The organism is Bradyrhizobium sp. USDA 3262, assembly GCF_054060035.1.
This window is the reverse complement of record NZ_JBSSCT010000001.1, coordinates 6,915,013-6,933,728: the sequence shown is the minus strand read 5'-3', so window position 1 is coordinate 6,933,728 and position 18,716 is coordinate 6,915,013. Positions and strand designations below refer to the sequence as shown.

The window sequence follows — 18,716 nt, the reverse complement described above, 5'->3', positions numbered from 1 at the left end:
CGCGTTACGCTAACGATCACCACGATATCGCGCGAATCGCAATTGAATTGATGTCTTCCGAATCACAAATCCCCATCGCAGCAAAGGTTGCATCGCGGCGATTCGCGAACCGACTCGCGGCATTCTACGCCACGCTGTTCGGCATGACCGGGGTTCACCTGCCGTTTTTCACGGTGTGGCTGAAGGCGATCGGCATCGACGCCACCTGGATCGGCATCATCACCGCGGTGCCGCCGGTGACGCGCTTCACCGTGCTGCCGCTGGTCACCGCGGCGGCGGAACGGCGCCAGATGCTGCGCGGCGCGATCATCGCCACCGGATTCGCCACGGCGTTCGGCTTTGCCGTGATCGGCACCCAGCACCAGCCGTTCGTGCTGCTGGCGATCTATGCGCTGACCTGCTGCGTCTGGACGCCGATGGTGCCGCTCACCGACGCCTATGCGCTGCGCGGCGTCAGGCAATTCGGCCTCAACTACGGACCGCTGCGGCTCTGGGGCTCGGCCGCCTTCGCGGTCTGCGCGCTGGTGAGCGGCTTCCTGCTCCGCTATGTCGCGGAGGTCGACCTGATCTGGATCGTCACGGCCGTGACGATGCTCGGCGCGCTGGTCGGGCTGACGCTGCGGCCGCTGGGCCGTCCAGTGGCTGCCGTCACACCTGCGGCCGGCGCGCCAAAACTGCTGCGCAATCCCACCTTCCTCGCCATCATCGTATCCTCGGCGCTGATCCAGGGCAGCCACGGCGCCTACTACATCTTCGCATCGATTGCCTGGCAGCAGGCCGGCTTCAGCGGCCTGACGATCGCTTGTCTCTGGGTGCTCGGCGTGATCGCCGAGATCGTGCTGTTTGCGGCCTCGCCGCGCTTCACGCTGCCGTCGGCTGTGATGGTGATAATCGCGGCGTCCAGTGCCGCGGCGCGCTGGGCGATCACCGCGCAGGACCCGCCGCTTGCGGTGCTTGCAGTTGTGCAGCTCGGACACGGGCTGAGCTTCGGCCTGACGCAGGTCGGCATCATGGGCCTGATGGTGCATCACGTGCCGGTTCACGTGATGGCGCGCGCGCAAGGCTATCTCACCGCCTGCGGCGGCATTGTCGCGAGCACCACGGCGATCGTCAGCGGCATGGTCTATGCGCGCTTCGGGCTCGGCGTCTACGACATGATGGCCGCAATGGCGGCCACGGGCGGGCTCGTGATGTGGCTGGCGCGCAAGCGCTTCATAGCGTTTTCAAGCGAAGTGGGGACCGGTTCGCGCTAGGAAAACGCGTCAACAAGAGAGCCGATTAGCCCCAGAGCCCGGCGTCGGGCGGATAGACCAGGCTGCCCTCGTAGCGCAGGCCGTGGTCGCGGTCCTTCGCCAGCAGCAGCGGGCCGTCGAGATCGACGAAGCGTGCGGCTTGCGCGATCAGCATCGCCGGTGCCATCGCGAGCGAGGTCGCGACCATGCAGCCGATCATGATCTCGAAGCCGAGCGCACGGGCGGCATCCGCCATCGCCAGTGCTTCGGTCAGGCCGCCGGTCTTGTCGAGCTTGATGTTGACGGCGTCATAGCGGCCGCGCAGGCCGGCAAGCGAGGCGCGGTCGTGCACGCTCTCGTCGGCGCAGACCGCAACCGGGCGCCTGATCCGCGCCAGCGCCTCGTCCTTGCCCGCCGGCAGCGGCTGCTCGATCAGGGTGACGCCGGCATCGGCGCAGGCCGCGAGATTGGCGGCGAGGTTGTCCTCGGTCCAGGCTTCGTTGGCGTCGACGATCAATTCGGATCGAGGCGCCGCTTTGCGCACGGCGGCGATCCGTGCGCCGTCGCCATCGCCGCCGAGCTTGATCTTGAGCAACTGACGATGCGCAGCCTTCGCGGTGGCCTCCGCCATCGCCTCTGATGTCCCGAGCGAGATCGTATAGGCGGTGGTGCGCGGCTCCGGCGCGGGCCGGCCGAGCAGGTTCCAGATCCGTTTGCCGGCGCGTTTGGCCTCAAGGTCCGCCAGCGCGCAATCCAGCGCATTGCGGGCGGCGCCGGCAGGCATCCGGGCCTGCAAGGCGATGCGGTCCATGCCGCCGGCGAGTGGCGCCTGCATCGCCTGGATCGCCTGCAGCGTCGCCTCGGGCGTTTCGCCATAGCGCGGGTAGGGTACGCATTCGCCGCGGCCAATGAGGCCGCCCTGGCTTGCCTCGGCGACCACGACGATGGCCTCGGTCTTGGCGCCGCGGCTGATCGTGAAGGTCCCCGCGATCGGCCAGCGCTCGATCCGACTGGTCAGGGAAATTGCTCCGGATGGGGTGGAAGTCATTTTAAAGTCTACTATTTCCTGAACCGTAGCTTGCGACGCGCAGCCAACTATGGCTGTTTAGCGGCAGATTCGACAAGCCGATCCGGCAGCGCCGGAGATCAGCGTTAGCGGCAGCCAGCCGGCTTGAGGGGTAGGCAAAAGGTGAGCGGCGACCCGACACTGGAGCGGATAGCCCAAGGCGAAGGACTGGCGTTGTGTGCGGCGGGCAACTGGACCGCCCGCTTTGCCCCTGCGCTCGAGCGTATCGTCTCCGACGCGGAGAAGCTGCGCGGCAGCCGGCCGCACATCTTCATCGACGTGTCGCAGGTCGCGAGCCTCGACACCTTTGGCGCCTGGCTGATCGAGCGGCTGCGCCGTAGCCTCAGCGACGCCGGCGCGGAAGCCGAGATCGCGGGCCTGTCGGCCAACTATTCCAGCCTGGTCGACGAGGTCCGCCGCGTCGGTCCCGCGCCCAGGGTCGTCAGCGACCCGTTGTCGATATCAGGCATGCTCGAGCAGATCGGGCGCACCGTGGCCGGGATCGGCGGCACGATCATCGGTCTCGTCGACATGCTCGGCGCGGTGCTGGTGGCCGCGGGCAAGGTGCTGATCCATCCGCGCAGCTTCCGCCTGACCTCGACGGTGCATCACCTCGAGCAGGTGTGCTGGCGCGCGGTGCCGATCGTGGTGCTGATCACCTTCCTGATCGGCTGCATCATCTCGCAGCAGGGCATCTTCCATTTCCGCAGGTTCGGCGCCGACATCTTCGTCGTCGACATGCTGGGCGTCTTGGTGCTGCGCGAGATCGGCGTGCTGCTGGTCGCGATCATGGTCGCGGGCCGTTCCGGCTCGGCCTATACCGCCGAGCTCGGCTCGATGAAGATGCGCGAGGAGATCGACGCGCTGCGTACCATGGGTTTCGATCCGATCGAGGTCCTGATCCTGCCGCGCATGCTGGCGCTGGTGCTGGCGCTGCCGATCCTGGCCTTTCTCGGCGCGATGGCCGCGCTCTATGGCGGCGGCCTGGTGGCCTGGCTCTATGGCGGCGTCGATCCGGAGGCCTTCCTGCTCCGCCTTCGTGATGCCATATCGATCGACCATTTCATCGTCGGCATGGTCAAGGCGCCGGTCATGGCGGCGGTGATCGGTATCGTCGCTTGCGTCGAAGGCCTGGCGGTGCAGGGCTCGGCGGAGTCGCTCGGACAGCACACCACCGCATCGGTGGTGAAAGGGATCTTCTTCGTGATCGTGATGGACGGCGTGTTCGCGATCTTCTTCGCCTCGATCGGGATGTGATCATGGCGGAAGAGGACAACGACGCCATCATCCGGGTCCGCGACATTACCGTTCAATTCGGCAACACGCGGGTGCTCGACGGCCTCAACCTCGACGTCAGGCGCGGCGAGATCCTCGGCTTCGTCGGGCCCTCGGGCGCCGGCAAGTCGGTGCTGACGCGCACCATCATCGGGCTCGTGCCGAAAGTCGCCGGCCGCATCGAGGTGTTCGGTGTCGATCTCGACGCCGCGAGCTCATCGCAGCGCCGTGCCGTCGAGCGCCGCTGGGGCATCCTGTTCCAGCAGGGCGCGCTGTTCTCCTCGCTGACGGTGCGCCAGAACATCCAGTTTCCGGCGCGCGAATATCTGCGCGTCTCGCAGCGGCTGCTCGACGAGATCATGGTGGCGAAACTCGTGATGGTCGGGCTGAAGCCGGAAGTCGCCGATCGTTATCCGTCGGAATTGTCGGGCGGCATGATCAAGCGCGTCGCGCTGGCGCGCGCACTCGCGCTCGATCCCGAGCTCGTGTTTCTCGACGAGCCGACCTCGGGTCTCGATCCGATCGGCGCCGGCGAGTTTGACGAGCTGGTGCGCACCCTGCAGCGCACTTTGGGGCTGACCGTTTTCATGGTAACGCACGATCTCGACAGTCTTTACACCGCGTGCGACCGTATCGCCGTTTTAGGGAACGGTAAGATCATTGCTGCAGGATCGATCGCCGACATGAAGGCATCGCAGCATCCATGGCTGCAGCAATATTTCAACGGCAAGCGCGCCCGTGCCGTTGTGGCCTAGCCCATGATCCCGAAACCTGGAGCCGATTTTCGGACGAAATCATGCGCCAACAGGGAATTCGACGGGTTTGAGCGCAGCCGGCTGCGCAAGGGCCCAAGAGTGATCAACGCGAGTAATTGATGGAAACGCGGGCGAACTACGTCTTGATCGGGGCTTTCACGCTGGCGGTGATCGCCGCCGCGTTCGGCTTCGTGCTGTGGTTCCAGAGCCTCCACACCACCAAGCAGCGCAGCCCCTTGCGGGTGATCTTCGAAGGGCCGGCGTCAGGCCTGCGCAATGGCGGCAATGTCAATTTTAACGGTATTCGGATAGGGGAAGTGGTCTCGGTGAAGCTCGACAACCCGCGCCGCGTGGTCGCGCTGGCGATGATCGAGAACAACGCACCGCTCCGCAAGGACACCCTGGTCGGTCTCGAGTTCCAGGGTCTCACCGGCGTCGCCGCGATTTCGCTCAAGGGCGGCGAGGAGGCCGCCCCGCCGGTGCCGCTGGACGAGGACGGCATCCCGGTGCTGACCGCCGACCCGAATGCGCTGCAGGACGTCACCGAGGCGATCCGCGCCACGCTGCAAAACGTCAACCGCATCGTCGCCGACAATCAGCAGTCGGTGAAGAATTCGCTGAAGAATCTCGAGGTCTTCACCCAGGCGCTGGCGCGCAATTCCGAGAAGATCGACAACGTCATGCTCAAGGTCGACGGCGTGATGGGCAAGGCCGACAGCCTGATGCTGGGCCTCAATGCGATCGCGGGCGGCAACAATGGCAGCGAGCTGAACCTGATGGTGAAGTCGATCCGCGAGCTCGCCGAGGATCTCGACAAGCGCTCCAATCTCCTGATCAACGACGGCCGCAGGACGCTGTCCGACATCAGCCGCGCGGTGAACAATTTCGACCGCAACCCGAGCCGGGTGATCTTCGGCGGCAGCAACAACGCCGCACCCGAGCCCGCGCCGGCTCCGGCCACCGCGCCCGGGCCGCGGCGGCGGCAATGACGTGACGGGCGAATGGTGCGTGGCGGATAGCCAATAGCCAATAGCCTTCCTTCTCTGCCAGACCCGTCATTGCGAGCGAAGCGAAGCAATCCATCGTTCCGCATGCTCGGCGCGATGGATTGCTTCGTCGCTTACGCTCCTCGCAATGACGCCGGTGAGTACTGGCACGCCGGTGCCACAGCGAGACTCTGCGGCGTCGCCCCAAAATAAAACGGAGGCCCTTCGGCCTCCGTTTCCATTTGCTATTCGCTACTCGCTATTCGCCGACTTATCCCAGCCGTCCCGCGGCGTGCGCGAGCAGGGTGTAGACCAGCCCGGTCTCCGAGGTGAGGTGGCTGCTCAGCTCCTGCTGGCCGCGGCCGTCGCGGGCGACTTCGTCGAGCAGGCGCTCGAACTCCGCGATGTAGCGGTCGACCGTCTGCTTGAAGCCGCGGTCGGAGCGGTACTTGCGGGCCACCTCATCGAAGGCCTTCTGGCCGGCCGGCGTGTAGAGGCGCTTGGAGAACGCCTTGTTCTCGCCGCGCTGGTAGCGATCCCACATCTCGGCCGCAAGCGTGCGGTCCATCAGCCGGCCGATGTCGAGCGACAGCGACTCCAGCGGATTGACCGGCTGCTGCTGCGGACGCGGGCGCTGCTGCGCGTCGCGGCTCTGCGGGGCGGGCGGCGGCGCGTCGCTGCGGTTGAGCAGGTCGGACAGCCAGCCGTCGCCGTTGTTGTTGGGGCCTGCCGGGCTGACCGGCGGGGCCTCGGTGCGGCGCGAGCTCGCCATGCCGAGATCCGGCGGCGGCAGCGTCGAGGCGCTGTTGCCGTTGTCCCGCATGCGCACATCGCCGCGGCCGCCGGCGGCAGCCATCACCGGCTCCTCCTGGCGAATGCTGGCGCGGTTGGTGCTGACCACGTCGAGTCCGCGGCCGTGATGAGCGACGATGCGGTTCAGCTCGGCCAGCGCCTCGATCTGGTCGACGATCACCTTGCGCATCTGGGCGGTGTTCTCGGCGGCCTCCTGCGGCATTTCGAGCACGCCACGGCGCAGCTCGTTGCGGGTGGACTCGAGCTCGTTGTGCATCTCGCTCGCCATCTGCTTCATCGCCGTGACCATCGCGGAGAACTTCTCCGTCGATTCCTTGAACATCGCATCGGTCTCGGCATTGCTCTGCTGGTAGAGGTCGTTCATGGCGTCGACGGTCTGCTGACGCTCGTTCTCGGCTGCCTGGCGCACCGCCTCGAACTGCCTGCTGATCGCAGCCGAACCGGCGCCTGCGGTCTCCGCCACCACGCGGGCGATGTCGCGGGCGCGTTCCTCGGCCGCTCCGAGCGATTCATCGAGCAGCCCGGTGAAGCGCGACAGCCGCTGGTCGAGATCGGTGGTGCGCAGGTCGATGGTCGTGACCAGCGCTTCCAGCGCCGACTTGCGCTCGCTGACGGAGGCCGTCGTCGAGCGGTTGGCCTGCTCGACCACGGCAGCCGCATCGATCAGCGCCTTGCCATGGGTCTCGAACTGGCTCGACAGCGCGCCGAGATCTTCCAGCGCCTTGCCGGTCTTGCTGTTGAACACCGTGAGCTGGTCTTCCAGCGTCTGGGTTGCCACGCCGTTGCGCGAGGTGACGTCGTTCATGGCGGACACGAAGTCGGCCACGCGGGTCACCAGCGCGCGCTCCAGCGAATTGAGGTTGTCGTGGGCGCCGGTCAACACTTCCTGCAAGAGGATGTTGCCTTCGCGCAGCCGCTCGAACAGCGCGACCGTATCGGTGCGCAGGATCTTGCTGGTCTCCTGCATCTCCGTGACGGCCGAGATCGAGACCTGGCGCGACTGGTCGATCGCCGCGCGCGAGGCCTGCTCGAGCTCCTTGAGCGATTTCGCCACCGCGCCGGTCGCCTGATCGCCGGCCGTGGTGATGTTGCGCGCGACATCGCTGCCGTGGGCCGACATCGTCTGCGAGAAGGCGAGGCCGCGGGTTTCGATCGCCTTCAGCGCGTCCGCCGTGGCGCGATCCATGTCGCTCGACAGCTGCGTGGTCTTGGCGGTCAGCGCCTCGACCAGCGAGCCGCGGCGGCCGTCGACCATCTGCGACAGACGCTCGGTCTGCTGCTGCACATAGGTGACGATCTCGTCGGTCTTGCCGGTCATCGCCGAGCCGAAGGCGCTGGAGGCCGACAGCACCGAACGTTCGATGTCGGCGGAGGTCGTCTTGACCTTGGTCGAGACCTCGTTGGACATGGTGATCAGCGCGGCCTGCGCGTTCTGCGCCGAGGTCTGGATGTTGTCGGTGGTCTTGGCCGTGACCGCACCCAGCGCGCGCTCGATATCGGTCGAGAGCGTGCGGATCTGGGCGGCGGCATCGGCGGAGGTCGCCGCAAACGAGCCCTGGGCCTCGCGGGCGCTGCCCAGGATGGTCTGCGCGGTCTCCGCGCTGGCTGTGGTCAGCGAGCGCTCGATCTCGGCGGAGATCTCGCGGATCTGGCTTGCGGCCTCGCTGGAGGTTGCCACGAACGAGCTTTGGGCATCGCGGGCACTGCCGAGGATCGCCTGCGCGGTGTTGGTGCCGACCGAGGTCAGGGTGCGCTCGACATCGACGGCCAGCGACTTGACGTGGTTGGCTGCCTCCGTCGACGCGGTGACGAGGGTGTTCTGCGCCTCGCGGGCGCCGGCCGTCAGCATCTCGACGGTGCCGGAGCCGGCCATCGACAGCGCACGCTGGATGTCGGCGGCAAGCGCAGACACCTTGGTCGCAGCGTCGGTCGACGCGTTGACCAGCGTGCTCTGGGCCTCACGCGCGCCTGATGTGATCGATTCCGCGGTGGCGGAGCCTGCCATCGACAGCGAACGCTCCATGTCGGCCGCCAGCGAGCGGACCAGATCGGTGGCCTCGGTGGATGCGCCGGCCAGCGTGCTCTGGGCCTCGCGGGCGGAGGCGACGACGGCTTCCGCGGTGGCGGAGCCTGCCATCGACAGCGAACGCTCGATGTCGGCCGACAGTGTCCGGACCAGGTTGGTGGCGTCGGTGGATGCGCCGGCGAGCGTGCTCTGGGCCTCGCGGGCGGAGGCGACGACGGCTTCTGCGGTGGCGGAGCCTGCCATCGACAGCGAGCGTTCGATGTCGGCCGACAGTGTCCGGACCAGATTGGTGGCGTCGGTCGACGCGCCGGCGAGCGTGCTCTGGGCCTCGCGAGCGGAGGCGACGATGGATTCCGCGGTGGCGGTGCCGGCGGTCGAGAGCGAGTGCTGCACGTCGGCCGCGAGCGTGCGGACCAGGTTGGCGGCTTCGGTGGATGCACCGGCAAGCGTGCTCTGGGCCTCGCGAGCGGAGGCGACGACGGCTTCGGCGGTCGCGGTGCCGGCCATCGAGAGCGAACGCTCGACGTCGCTGGCGAGCGACTTGACCTGGCCGGTGACGTCGGTCGAGGTCGCGATCAGCGTGGTCTGGGCCTCGCGCGCACCGGTCATGATCGCTTCGGCGGCGGCGGAGCCGGACATCGACAGCGACTGCTCGACATCGGCGGCCAACGACTTGACCTGGCTTGCGGCTTCGACCGAGGCGCTGACCAGCGTGGTCTGCGCGTCGCGGGCGCCGGACAGCACGGAGGCTGCGGTGGCGCTGCCGGCCGCCTGCAGCGTGCGTTCGACATCCTCGGACAGCGACTTGATCTGCGAGGCGACGTCGCCGGAGGCCGAGACCAGCGACACCTGGGCGTCGCGGGCACTGGTGAGGATCGAGTTGGCGGCGCTGGTGCCGACGGCGGTCAGCACGCTCTCGACCTCGGCCGAGCTCAGCTTGAGCTGGTTGCCGACGTCAGCGGACACGGTGAGCAGCGCCTGCTGCGCGGTGCGCGCGCCGGTCTGGATGGTTTCGCTGGTGTTGACCACGAGGTTCGTCAGCGAACGCTCGGCGTCCTCGACGTGGGACTTGATGCTCGACGACAACAGCTCGGCGCGGGACATCAGGTCCTCGCTCGCCTGGCGGCCGCTGCTCTCGATGCGGCCGGCGACGGCCTCGACGCGCGAGCCCAGCAGGTCCTCGAACTGCGCGACGCGGGTGTCGATGTCGCCGGCGATGACGCCGACGCGGCTCTCGATGCCCTGCTGGATGTCGGCGAAGCGCGCCGAGATGGTGTCGGTCAGGTTGGCGCTGTGACCATTGATGGTGTCGGCGAGGCGGGTGCTGTGGCCGTTGAGGGTGTCGACCAGGCGGACGCTGTGGCCGTCGATGGTTTCGGTAACGCCGTTGATGCGATGATCGACCGCGGCGATCGCCTGCACGGTGCCTTCGGTCAGGGTGGTGGTGAGCAGGCCAAGCCGAGAGTCGATCGACTGGATCGCCTGGGTGGCGCCGTCGGTCAGCTGGGTCGCGAGCGTGCCGAGATGGCCGTCGATGGTGTCGGTGACCGACTTGGCGCGGCTCTCGAAGGTGACCTCGAGGGACTTTATGCGACCGTCGATCGCGTCATCCAGCGACTGCAGGCGGCCGTCGAACGAGCCGATCTTGCCGGCGAGCGAACTGTCGAACGACGACAGCTTGTCGGTCAGCGAGGCGTCGAGATTGGTGACGCGGCTGCCGAGCGTGGTCTCGAACTGCAGCAGGCGCTGGTCGAGCGAGGCGGTGATCTCGCCGCTGTTCGTGGTCACGCGATGGTCGAAGGTGTCGACATAGGTCTTCAGGCTGTCGGCGATGTCCTGGGTCCGCTGGCCCATGCGCTCGACGATGTCGCCGCCGAAGGTCTTCACCGTGCGGTCGAATTCAGAGATGTGGCGGGTGATCAGCGCGCCGAGCGTGCCGGAGTCACGGGCGAATTTCTCGGCGAGCTCGCTGCCATGGTTTTTCACCAGGTCGTCGAACGCGCTCATCTGCAGCGACAGCGAGTCGTGCGCGGTCTCGGTCTGGCCCACCACCTTGGCGACCAGCGAGTTGACGGTGACGTCGAGCGCCTCGCTCGCCTTGTCGCCGGACGTCAGGATCTGGCCGGCGAGGCGGTTGCCGGCGTCGTCGATCTTGCTGACGAGGTCGTTGCTGCGCAGCTCGAGCTCGAGCAGCAGCGAGTCCGCGGAGTTCTTCAGGGAGTCGTGGACCTCTTCGGTGCGGTCGGAGATGCCGTCGACGATGACGGACGAACGCTGCTCGAACTCGCCGGTGATGCGGTCGATGCGCTCGTTCAGCAGCTCGTGGACGCGATCGGCCAGATCGACGAACTCGTCATGGACGTGGCCGGTCTTGAAGTTGAGGCTGGTGGTCAGCCGCTCGGAGGCATCCATTACCGCGCGCGTGGTCTCGGCGCTGGCTTCCTCGAGGCGGTCGAGCAGGTCGCCGCCGCGCTCGCCGAGCGCGAGGATCATGTTGTCGCCGGCATGGCTCAGCGCGGTCGTGATGTGCTGGCCGCGCTCTTCCAGCGCGCCGGTGATGCTCTTGGCGACTTCGTCGACGCGCGAGGCGATCGCGTCCGAGATCAGCGCGATGTCGTGGCGCAGGTCGATCTGCACGCCGGAGATCGCGCTGCGCACCTGCTCGGCCTGGCCGACCAGGTTGTCGCGCTGGTGGGCGATGTCCTGCAGCAGCGCGCGGATGCGCACCTCGTTGTCGGAATAGGCGCGTTCCAGCGCCGCGACCTCGTTGGCAACGAGGGTCTCGAGTTCGCCGGCGCGCGCGATCGCGCGCTCGACGCCGTCGCCCATCGCCGCGACCTCGCGGCGGATCGCCTGGCCGACCGTCACCATGGAATCGGCGGCGGCGTTTTCCGGCTCGGAGAATCGCATCGCGACCTGCGCCATCGATTGCGCGATCATCTGCATGCGCTGACCGTGCGAGGCGAGGCTGGCGAGATAGTAGAACAGCAGGATCGGCACGGCGAACAGCGCGGCAAGGCCGGCGAGCACCAGGACGCCGGTGCCCTGGGCCATCGAGGCCTGCAGGGCCGGCCAGAACGCGATGGTGAGAATCACGCCGCCCAGCAGCCAGGCGCCGGAGCAGACAAAGAACAGCGTGAAGGCGTTGCGCGCGCGTCCTCCCTGCAGCGTCTGCAGCATCTGGCCGATGGTTTCGCGATCGTCGTTGGCGGCGCGGCGCGGCGCGCGCGGTTCTTCGATCGGCTCGAACGCCGAACGATCGGTATTATTCGGACGGGACTCGAACGATGCGGCTGAAAAATCGGCCGCGGACGGCGGCAGGTTCGGCGGCGCGGCGCCTTCGTTGAGGGGGCTGCGATTCTCCGCGCCCTGTTCGCTGATGTTGAGGGCTTCCTGGATGGCAGAAAGCGCGACTTCGGTGGGATCTTTGACCTTCTTGGGAGTGTTCGCCATGTTCAGTCTGAGCCCTCTCACTATTTTACGCGTCGGCGAGCCTGCGATCGTCCCCACGCAAGCTCGAAGCCGGTGCCCACAAGCGGAGCGCAAGCGGCCCCCTGGGCGGCTTGTCCGCTACATCCGCAAACATCCTATTGGGAGAGCGATGCGAATGAAATGCTTGCGATTAATACTTTCTTAAATCATCGTTAACAGCTTTGCGCCATAAGGCCTTATGGGTACTCGAAATTCCGGCCGTAGAGCGTCGATTGTGTCCGGAAATTGTCCAGAATCGGGCGGTTTTGCCGATCATCCCGACAACAATCCGTTAACCAGTTTCGTGATTGGCTGGGCCAACGATCCGCCGGCGAGGGCCCGGCGGAGACGACAGGGACAGGCCATGCCGCTTCATCTCGAACGGGTCGAATGGACGCAATCGCCGCCGCTGGCGCCCGGCGCCGGGCCGATCGACGTCGATCATCTTCAGCGCATGACGCTGGGCGATCCGGGCCTCGAGCGGGAAGTGCTGGCCATGTTCGCGGCCCAGTCGGCCCGGATCCTCGGTGAACTGGCCGCCTTGCCGCCCGAGGCGGCGACCCACGCCCACACCCTGAAAGGATCGGCGCGGGCAATCGGCGCCATCGGCGTCGCCGAGGCTGCGGCCCAGCTGGAGACCGCGCTGACCGGCGGTTCCGATGCGGCCCAGCCGCTTGCCGCGCTCGGCGCCGCGATTGCCGAGGCGCGCACGGCGATCGAGCTGATCCTGGGCCGCTCCTAGGCGTCCGGCGTCTCGGCGGCGCGCCGCGGCAGCTTGGGCGGCTTCCCAACCGGCGGGCAGGTTTTCGGTCTCCGCGCTAGCGCTGTGCGGATCGACCCGTTATACGACTGCCCGGGACCTTTCCATCCATCGTCCGGCGCATTCCGGCAGCACGAGCAATCATGGCCAAAATCCACTTTATCGACCATTCCGGCGAGAAACGCACAGTTGAGATCGAGAACGGCGCGACGGTGATGGAAGGTGCGATCCGCAACGCCATTCCCGGCATTGAAGCCGAATGCGGCGGCGCCTGCGCCTGTGCGACCTGCCATGTCTATGTCGATGAAGCCTGGCGCGAGAAGGTCGGCGCGCCGTCGCCGATGGAAGAGGACATGCTGGATTTTGGCTTCGACGTGCGTCCGAATTCGCGGCTGTCCTGCCAGATCAAGGTAACCGACGATCTCGACGGACTGGTCGTGTCGACGCCGGAGCGGCAGGCCTAAGATTCTTTCATTCGCCGTCCGGATTCACACCGCGACGGATCCAGCGGCGGAAGTTCTGCTTGACCTCCGCCGGCAGCGGCGTCGGCCTGCGCGTGGCCTCATCGATCATCACCGTGACCGCCTTCGCCGACGCCACGCATCTGCCTTCCGAAAACACCACCTGGTCGAAGGTGGTCGATGTGCGTCCAAACTTGACGAGACCGAGCCCGAGCTCGATCTGACCCGGCCAGTGCAGCTCGGCGCGGAAATGGATGTCGAGGCGCACCATGATCCAGCCGAGCCCCGCCGGCATCAGCCCCATGCTGCGGTCCTTCACCAGCGTGACGCGGCCGGTTTCAAAATAGCTCGCATAGACGGCGTTGTTGACGTGCCCGTTGGGGTCGAGATCGGCAAAGCGCACATTGTCGGACAGGCGATAGGGAAAGTCTTCCAGGCGCGGCGCATCGTCAGCACGGACAGGGGCATTCACGAGGGGGATCTCCGTCGGTTTCCCGCCCATACAGCCGAGTTGCGCAGGCTCGGCAAGGGGTTGCCGCGCCAGCCGCTGTCCCTATTATGCATGTCGCGATCCGGCCCACTTGGCTGGACAGGCGAAAAAGCCGTCCAGTCGATTTCAACTGAAAAGAAGCGGACATGAGCGAAGCGATCAAGACCGATGTGCTGATTATTGGCGCGGGCCCTTGCGGACTGTTCGCCGTGTTCGAACTGGGCCTGCTCGACATGAAGGTGCATCTGGTCGACATCCTCGACAAGATCGGCGGGCAGTGTGCCGAGCTCTATCCCGAGAAACCGATCTACGACATTCCCGGAATTCCCTTCGTCACCGGCCAGGGCCTCACCGAGCAGTTGATGGAGCAGATCAAGCCGTTCAATCCGACCTTCCATCTCAACGAGATGGTGGAGAGCATCGAGAAGATCGGCGATCCATTGTTCCGCGTGAAGACCGATGCCGGCAAGGAGTTCGAGTGCAAGGTCGTGGTGATCTCGGCCGGTGGCGGCTCGTTCCAGCCGAAGCGTCCGCCGGTGCCGGGCATCGAGGCCTATGAAGGCACGTCGGTGTTCTATGCCGTGCGCAAGATGGAGCAATTCCGCGACAGGAACATCCTGATCGTCGGGGGCGGCGACTCCGCGCTCGACTGGACGCTCAACCTGCATCCGATCGCCCAGCGCATCACGCTGCTGCACCGGCGTGACGATTTCCGCGCGGCGCCGCACAGCGTCGAGCAGATGCGTGCGCTCGTTGCCGACGGCAAGATGGATCTGAAGATCGGCCAGGTCACGGGGCTCGAGGGCGCCAACGGCCAGCTCTCGGGCGCCGCGCTCAAGGGTAACGACAATGCGGTCTCGACGATCGCCTGCGATACGATGCTGCCGTTCTTCGGGCTCACCATGAAGCTCGGTCCGGTCGCGAACTGGGGCGTGGCGCTGGAGAACAATCTGGTGCCGGTCGACACCGCGGCGTTCGAGACCAACGTGTCCGGCATCTTCGCGATCGGCGACATCAACACCTATCCGGGCAAGCTCAAGCTCATTCTCTCCGGCTTCCACGAGGGTGCGTTGATGGCGCAGAAGGCGCACCGCTACGTGTATCCGGACAAGCGGCTGGTGTTCCAGTACACAACCTCGTCATCGAGTCTGCAGAAGAAGCTTGGGGTGCACTGATTCCACTCGAGCAGAGACCAATGCCAGAGGCATGGGCCATTTGCTGCGCGGCGCGGGTACTGGAACACTCCGTGAAATGGCCATAGTCTGCTTGTACTCGAGTTGGTCGATCGATCAGGTGATGATGATGCGGAACACGCTATCCAGACTTCGGCTGATCCTCGCGATCGCCACGGCCTTTGCGCTAGCTGCTCCGCTTGCGGCCTCGGCGGCCGACCCGTCGGCGGCCGGCCTGTGGCAAAAGGTCGAAGACGGCAAGCCCGAGGGCTGGTTCCTGGTGATCGAGCGCAATGGTCTGTTCGAAGGCATGATCGCAAAGATGTTTTCATCGCCCGGCGATCCGCCCAATCCGGTCTGCTCGAAATGCACCGACGATCGCAAGGACATGCCGTGGCTCGGCATTCCCCTCATCCGCGACATGAAGCGCAACGGGCTCGCTTATGAAGGCGGCAACGTGCTCGATCCGCGCAACGGCAAGGTCTACAAGGCCAAGATGACGTTGAGCGCCGATGGTCAGACGCTGACGATGCGCGGCTTTCTCGGCATCTCGCTGTTCGGCAAGGATGAGGTCTGGACCCGGCTGCCTGACACCGCGGTGGCCCAGCTCGATCCCGCGATCGTCGCCAAATATCTGCCGGCGCAAGCCGCGGTGGCGAAGCCGGCGGCGCCGGTGCCCGCGACGAAGCGGCACTAACACTTCTCTCTCGCTAACGCTCCGATCTGCGCGCGCTCACGCTCCGCTCTTGCGTGGCAGCGTGAGCGTTCAGCGCTGTCCCGTCGGTGCAATCGGCATCGGCAATGGCGCGACCGGTTCGGAAATCACTTCGGGCACCGCGGTGTTCAATTGCAGCACGGTGGCGGCCGCGGGGACCGCGGCATCGGCCATCGCCGCATGGCCTTCGGCGCTCGGATGCACCGCGCCGCCATACACCGCCGACAGGATGCCCCATGTCGCGTCGTGGATGTCGCTTGGCTGCATCGAGGACGGCAGACCCTGCGGGTAGGTCATCGCCGTGAAGTAGCTGTCATTGGCGTCGCGGATCCAGCGCGCGCGCGGCAGATAGGCGCGGTATTCGCCGGCGCTGCGGCCGCATTTGAGCGGCTGGTTGGCCGCGGCGACGATGTCCGACACGAAGCTGTCGCCATTGGCGGCGAAGCAGTCGCGGTCGAATTCCGGATCGGTCGACGCGCGTGCGCAGAAGCCATGGCTCGCAAACGCGTCCTGATGCGCGTCGACGAAGGTCATGCGGTCGGCCTGCGGATTGCGGCAGATGATACCGGACTGGCACTGCGCGATCGCCTTGAGCTGCGGCAGGAACTCGTTCTGCACGAAGCTCGAGACCGACGCGAGGCGTTTGGGATCGGCGTTGAACGAGGGATGGATCTCGAAGCCGGCGCGGCCGCCGGGGCAGGGTGCGCCGCCATTGGCCAGCGCCGGATTGGCATAGGCCGTGTAGATCACGTGCGAGAGATCGCCGCCGACCAGCGGCTTCAGCGCATCACGCAGCTTGGCAAAGTCGGCCGGCAGGTCGCGCGCCAGCGCCGAACGGGCATCGTCGACGCTGGCCATCGAGCCGCCGCGGCTGAACAGCGTGCGCTCGGTCGGCGTGTCGACGATCACGTTGGCGACGAGGCCGGAGAAGTAGATGTCGTTGGCGCCGATCGACAGCAGCACGAGGTCGAGGGTGCGGTCGGGCTGACGGCGCTTGGCGGCGGCGAGTGCCGTGCGCAGCTCCGCGATCTGGCCGTTGACGGTGCCCGAGCAGGTGTTGGCTGTCTTCGTCGGCAGACATTCCCGCGCCTGCTGCGAGCCGAGCAGGCCGTCGGAGATGGTGGCGCCGGTGCAGGCCAGCGGCAGATAGGTCACCGCGATGTGCGGATATTGCACGGCGAGCGCGAGCGCCGTGCGGGTCTGGTAGCTGTACAGCGACCGGTGACAGGCCGAGTTGAGCCACAGCGCGCTCTGGCGCTGCCAGTTGGTCAGGGTGTCCGGCGCTTCGCAGGCGCGGCCGCCTTTGTAGCCGGCGCGGCTCGGCCGGTAATATTGCGCCCCGCCGAGATAGGAGCGGAAGCAGAACCCCTCGTCGGAGAGCGCAATCGCGCGGTCGGGATTGCCCTCGCCGGATGCGATGCTGTCGCCGAGGCCCGCGATCAGCAAGTCGCGCACCTCGATCGGCGTCGTCACGCGCTGGTTGGCGTCCGAGCCGCTCGCGACGTCGACGGTCGCGACCGTGGTGCGGCCGTAGCGGACGCGCAGATTGACCGGCTCGGCGCAATCGAATGTCGAGGATTGCGGCCCGTCGCCGTCGTCGAACGACCAGGCGCAGGTCGCGCCGACCGGAACCGGTCCGGTGAGCTGCACGACGATCGGATGATCGATCGGCGTCAGATAGCTTTCCTTGACGTTGTCGCGCGTGCAGGGCTCGCTGACGCGGCCCTGCAGGTCGATGCAGAGCCGGTTCACGGTATTGCGCGCCCAGCCGCGGCCGTCGCTTTGCAGTTCCAGCGCCTGTTCCGAGGCCAGTACGCTGCGGCCAAGCCCGCTTTCGACATGCAGGCGGAAGTCGCGTTCCTCGCGGAACAGGCGGAAGCGGTTGCGGACCTCCCAGGAGATCTGCAGCTGATTGTCCTGCGCGTCCGCGGCTGATGCGAATACCGCTGCCAGCGCGCTGCCGAGCAGCACGCTGCAGACCGTCACCCGAAACGAAAATCGAACCAAAAAGCCAATCATGGCGCGGTTTGACGCGAGCGGTACGGCGAAAATAAGAGAAGCGGCTGCGAGGATCGAAAATCCGGGGTCGAGGGGCCCGCACGAGGGCCGATAACGTTGTCTGCTACCGTTTCAGCTGCCTGACCCGCTGCTGCCGGCTTTCGATCGGTTGCCGCACGGTCGCCGAAGCCGTGCAGGCTTGGCTTAGTCGTTTCCGCTCTTGCCAGGGCTGCACCACGTTGAGCCAGAGCTCGCGCATGCCCATGATCGAGATCGAAATCCCGAACGGGATCAGGAAGTAGAGGATGCGGAACACGACCAGCGTCGCCAGCAATTGTTCCTTGCTGAACTCCGGCAGCGCCACCAGCATCGCGGCGTCGAACACGCCGATCGAGCCGGGAGCGTGGCTGGCGAAGCCGAGCAGCGTCGCCAGGATGAACACGACCGCCAGCGAGACGAAGTCGATATGCGGCTCGGTCGGCATCAGCAGGTACATTGCGAGCGCGCAGAAGCCGAGATCGACCACGCCGATCAGGATCTGCAGCAGCGTCAGCTTGGCCGAGGGCAGCACCACCTTCCAGCCGTTCTGGCCGAGCTCGCGGCGCTTCTCGCCGGTCAGGAGCCAGACGAAATAGGCGCCGATGCCGGCAAGGCAGCCGAGCGCGATCAGCCGGTTCATCGCCGGCGGCAGCAGGTCCATCGCCGACGCCGCCGCCGGGTGCCAGGCCATGCCGAAGCCGAGCACGAACAAATTGCCGAGCCAGAAGGTCAGGCCCGACAGAAAGCAGATCTTGGCGACGTCGATCGCGGAGAGGCCGTAATCGGAATAGATCCGGAAGCGGATCGCGCCGCCGGTGAACACCGTGGCGCCGATATTGTGGCCGATCGTGTAGCTCGTGAAGCTCGACAGCGCTGCGATGCGGTAGGGGACATGGATCTTGCCGATCGTGCGCAGCGCGAAGAAGTCGTAGAAGGTCAGCGTGCAGAACGCCCCGACCACGCAGAGCGCCGCCAGCGCGATCCGATGCGGCGCGATGTTGGTGAGCGCGGTGAGAATGATGCCGGTATCGACGCCCTTCAGGGTGTGAACAAGCGACGTGATCGCGAACGCGATGATCAACACACTCGCGGCGATCCCGAGCCGTTTCCAGCCGATCTTTTCCTTGAAACCACGCCCAAGCGTGGTCAGCAGCCGAAGCATTCATCCTCCCGGCGGGGCGGCAATTTCAGTGGGACCCGGTCACGGACGGCGACGGGTGACGGGCAAACGCACCGTACGCGATGACCCATAAGGCAAAACCGATGCGTTGTGCAGCCCTTGACAAGCCAAGCTTCGGCCCTCGTCCAGCGTCATTGTCATATTGGCTACATATGTTCTCGCTCTGCGGAATGTGAGTCGCAGGACAGCGACGGGGCCACTGCATGTTCCGCCGTTCCAAGCGATTTCGTCGGCTTTTTCGCCGATTTTGCCGCCGTCCCGGCGTCGATGCGGGTCA

Annotated in this window: 13 protein-coding genes; 8 read left to right on the top strand and 5 right to left on the bottom strand. The window is 66.2% G+C overall.

What is annotated here, in order from left to right; all coding sequences use genetic code 11:
* Window positions 1-50 precede the first annotated feature (50 nt).
* On the top strand, window positions 51-1,253 hold the full coding sequence (locus tag ACVWYP_RS32820; RefSeq protein WP_304496177.1) for an MFS transporter: 1,203 nt from the start codon (window positions 51-53) through the stop codon (window positions 1,251-1,253).
* Between the two features lie 25 nt (window positions 1,254-1,278).
* Here ACVWYP_RS32820 and dgcA read toward each other — a convergent pair whose 3' ends face one another.
* Window positions 1,279-2,280 (bottom strand): N-acetyl-D-Glu racemase DgcA, encoded by a 1,002-nt coding sequence (gene dgcA / locus ACVWYP_RS32815; RefSeq protein WP_304496176.1) that lies wholly within the window; start codon window positions 2,278-2,280, stop codon window positions 1,279-1,281.
* Between the two features lie 141 nt (window positions 2,281-2,421).
* On the opposite strand from dgcA, the gene ACVWYP_RS32810 reads away from it, so the two are divergent.
* The 3 genes from ACVWYP_RS32810 (at window position 2,422) to ACVWYP_RS32800 (ending at window position 5,317) form a co-directional block, all read left to right on the top strand.
* The gene (locus ACVWYP_RS32810; RefSeq protein WP_018272597.1) at window positions 2,422-3,555 is read left to right on the top strand and encodes an MlaE family ABC transporter permease; all 1,134 of its coding nucleotides are present in this window, start codon (window positions 2,422-2,424) and stop codon (window positions 3,553-3,555) included.
* A gap of 2 nt (window positions 3,556-3,557) precedes the next feature.
* The gene (locus ACVWYP_RS32805) at window positions 3,558-4,328 is read left to right on the top strand and encodes an ABC transporter ATP-binding protein (protein ID WP_168855021.1); all 771 of its coding nucleotides are present in this window, start codon (window positions 3,558-3,560) and stop codon (window positions 4,326-4,328) included.
* A 119-nt stretch (window positions 4,329-4,447) separates the two neighbouring features.
* On the top strand, window positions 4,448-5,317 hold the full coding sequence (locus ACVWYP_RS32800) for an MlaD family protein (protein ID WP_028341638.1): 870 nt from the start codon (window positions 4,448-4,450) through the stop codon (window positions 5,315-5,317).
* 268 nt (window positions 5,318-5,585) lie between these two features.
* On the opposite strand, the gene ACVWYP_RS32795 is transcribed toward ACVWYP_RS32800, so the two are convergent.
* A complete protein-coding gene (locus ACVWYP_RS32795; protein ID WP_304496175.1) occupies window positions 5,586-11,606 on the bottom strand; it encodes an apolipoprotein A-IV repeat region-like domain-containing protein in 6,021 nt (2,006 codons plus the stop codon).
* Between the two features lie 382 nt (window positions 11,607-11,988).
* Between ACVWYP_RS32795 and ACVWYP_RS32790 the strand changes: the two genes are divergently transcribed.
* Together ACVWYP_RS32790 and ACVWYP_RS32785 are read left to right on the top strand one after the other, a co-directional pair.
* Window positions 11,989-12,366 (top strand): Hpt domain-containing protein, encoded by a 378-nt coding sequence (locus tag ACVWYP_RS32790; protein ID WP_304496174.1) that lies wholly within the window; start codon window positions 11,989-11,991, stop codon window positions 12,364-12,366.
* Window positions 12,367-12,527: 161 nt separating this feature from the next.
* Window positions 12,528-12,848: a 2Fe-2S iron-sulfur cluster-binding protein gene (locus ACVWYP_RS32785; RefSeq protein ID WP_018272592.1), complete on the top strand. Its 321-nt coding sequence runs from the start codon at window positions 12,528-12,530 to the stop codon at window positions 12,846-12,848.
* 7 nt (window positions 12,849-12,855) lie between these two features.
* Here ACVWYP_RS32785 and ACVWYP_RS32780 read toward each other — a convergent pair whose 3' ends face one another.
* Window positions 12,856-13,317 carry an acyl-CoA thioesterase gene (locus ACVWYP_RS32780; RefSeq protein ID WP_038380717.1) on the bottom strand — a complete coding sequence of 154 codons (462 nt, stop codon included), beginning with the start codon at window positions 13,315-13,317 and terminating at the stop codon, window positions 12,856-12,858.
* Between the two features lie 164 nt (window positions 13,318-13,481).
* On the opposite strand from ACVWYP_RS32780, the gene ACVWYP_RS32775 reads away from it, so the two are divergent.
* Window positions 13,482-14,510 carry an NAD(P)/FAD-dependent oxidoreductase gene (locus ACVWYP_RS32775; RefSeq protein ID WP_304496173.1) on the top strand — a complete coding sequence of 343 codons (1,029 nt, stop codon included), beginning with the start codon at window positions 13,482-13,484 and terminating at the stop codon, window positions 14,508-14,510.
* Between the two features lie 127 nt (window positions 14,511-14,637).
* On the top strand, window positions 14,638-15,204 hold the full coding sequence (locus ACVWYP_RS32770) for a DUF2147 domain-containing protein (protein WP_026193022.1): 567 nt from the start codon (window positions 14,638-14,640) through the stop codon (window positions 15,202-15,204).
* A gap of 69 nt (window positions 15,205-15,273) precedes the next feature.
* Here ACVWYP_RS32770 and ACVWYP_RS32765 read toward each other — a convergent pair whose 3' ends face one another.
* Together ACVWYP_RS32765 and ACVWYP_RS32760 are read right to left on the bottom strand one after the other, a co-directional pair.
* Window positions 15,274-17,241 (bottom strand): SGNH/GDSL hydrolase family protein, encoded by a 1,968-nt coding sequence (locus ACVWYP_RS32765; protein ID WP_439711105.1) that lies wholly within the window; start codon window positions 17,239-17,241, stop codon window positions 15,274-15,276.
* A gap of 103 nt (window positions 17,242-17,344) precedes the next feature.
* Window positions 17,345-18,421, bottom strand: coding sequence for a lysylphosphatidylglycerol synthase transmembrane domain-containing protein (locus tag ACVWYP_RS32760; protein ID WP_028337716.1), 1,077 nt, complete (start codon window positions 18,419-18,421; stop codon window positions 17,345-17,347).
* Window positions 18,422-18,716 lie beyond the last annotated feature (295 nt).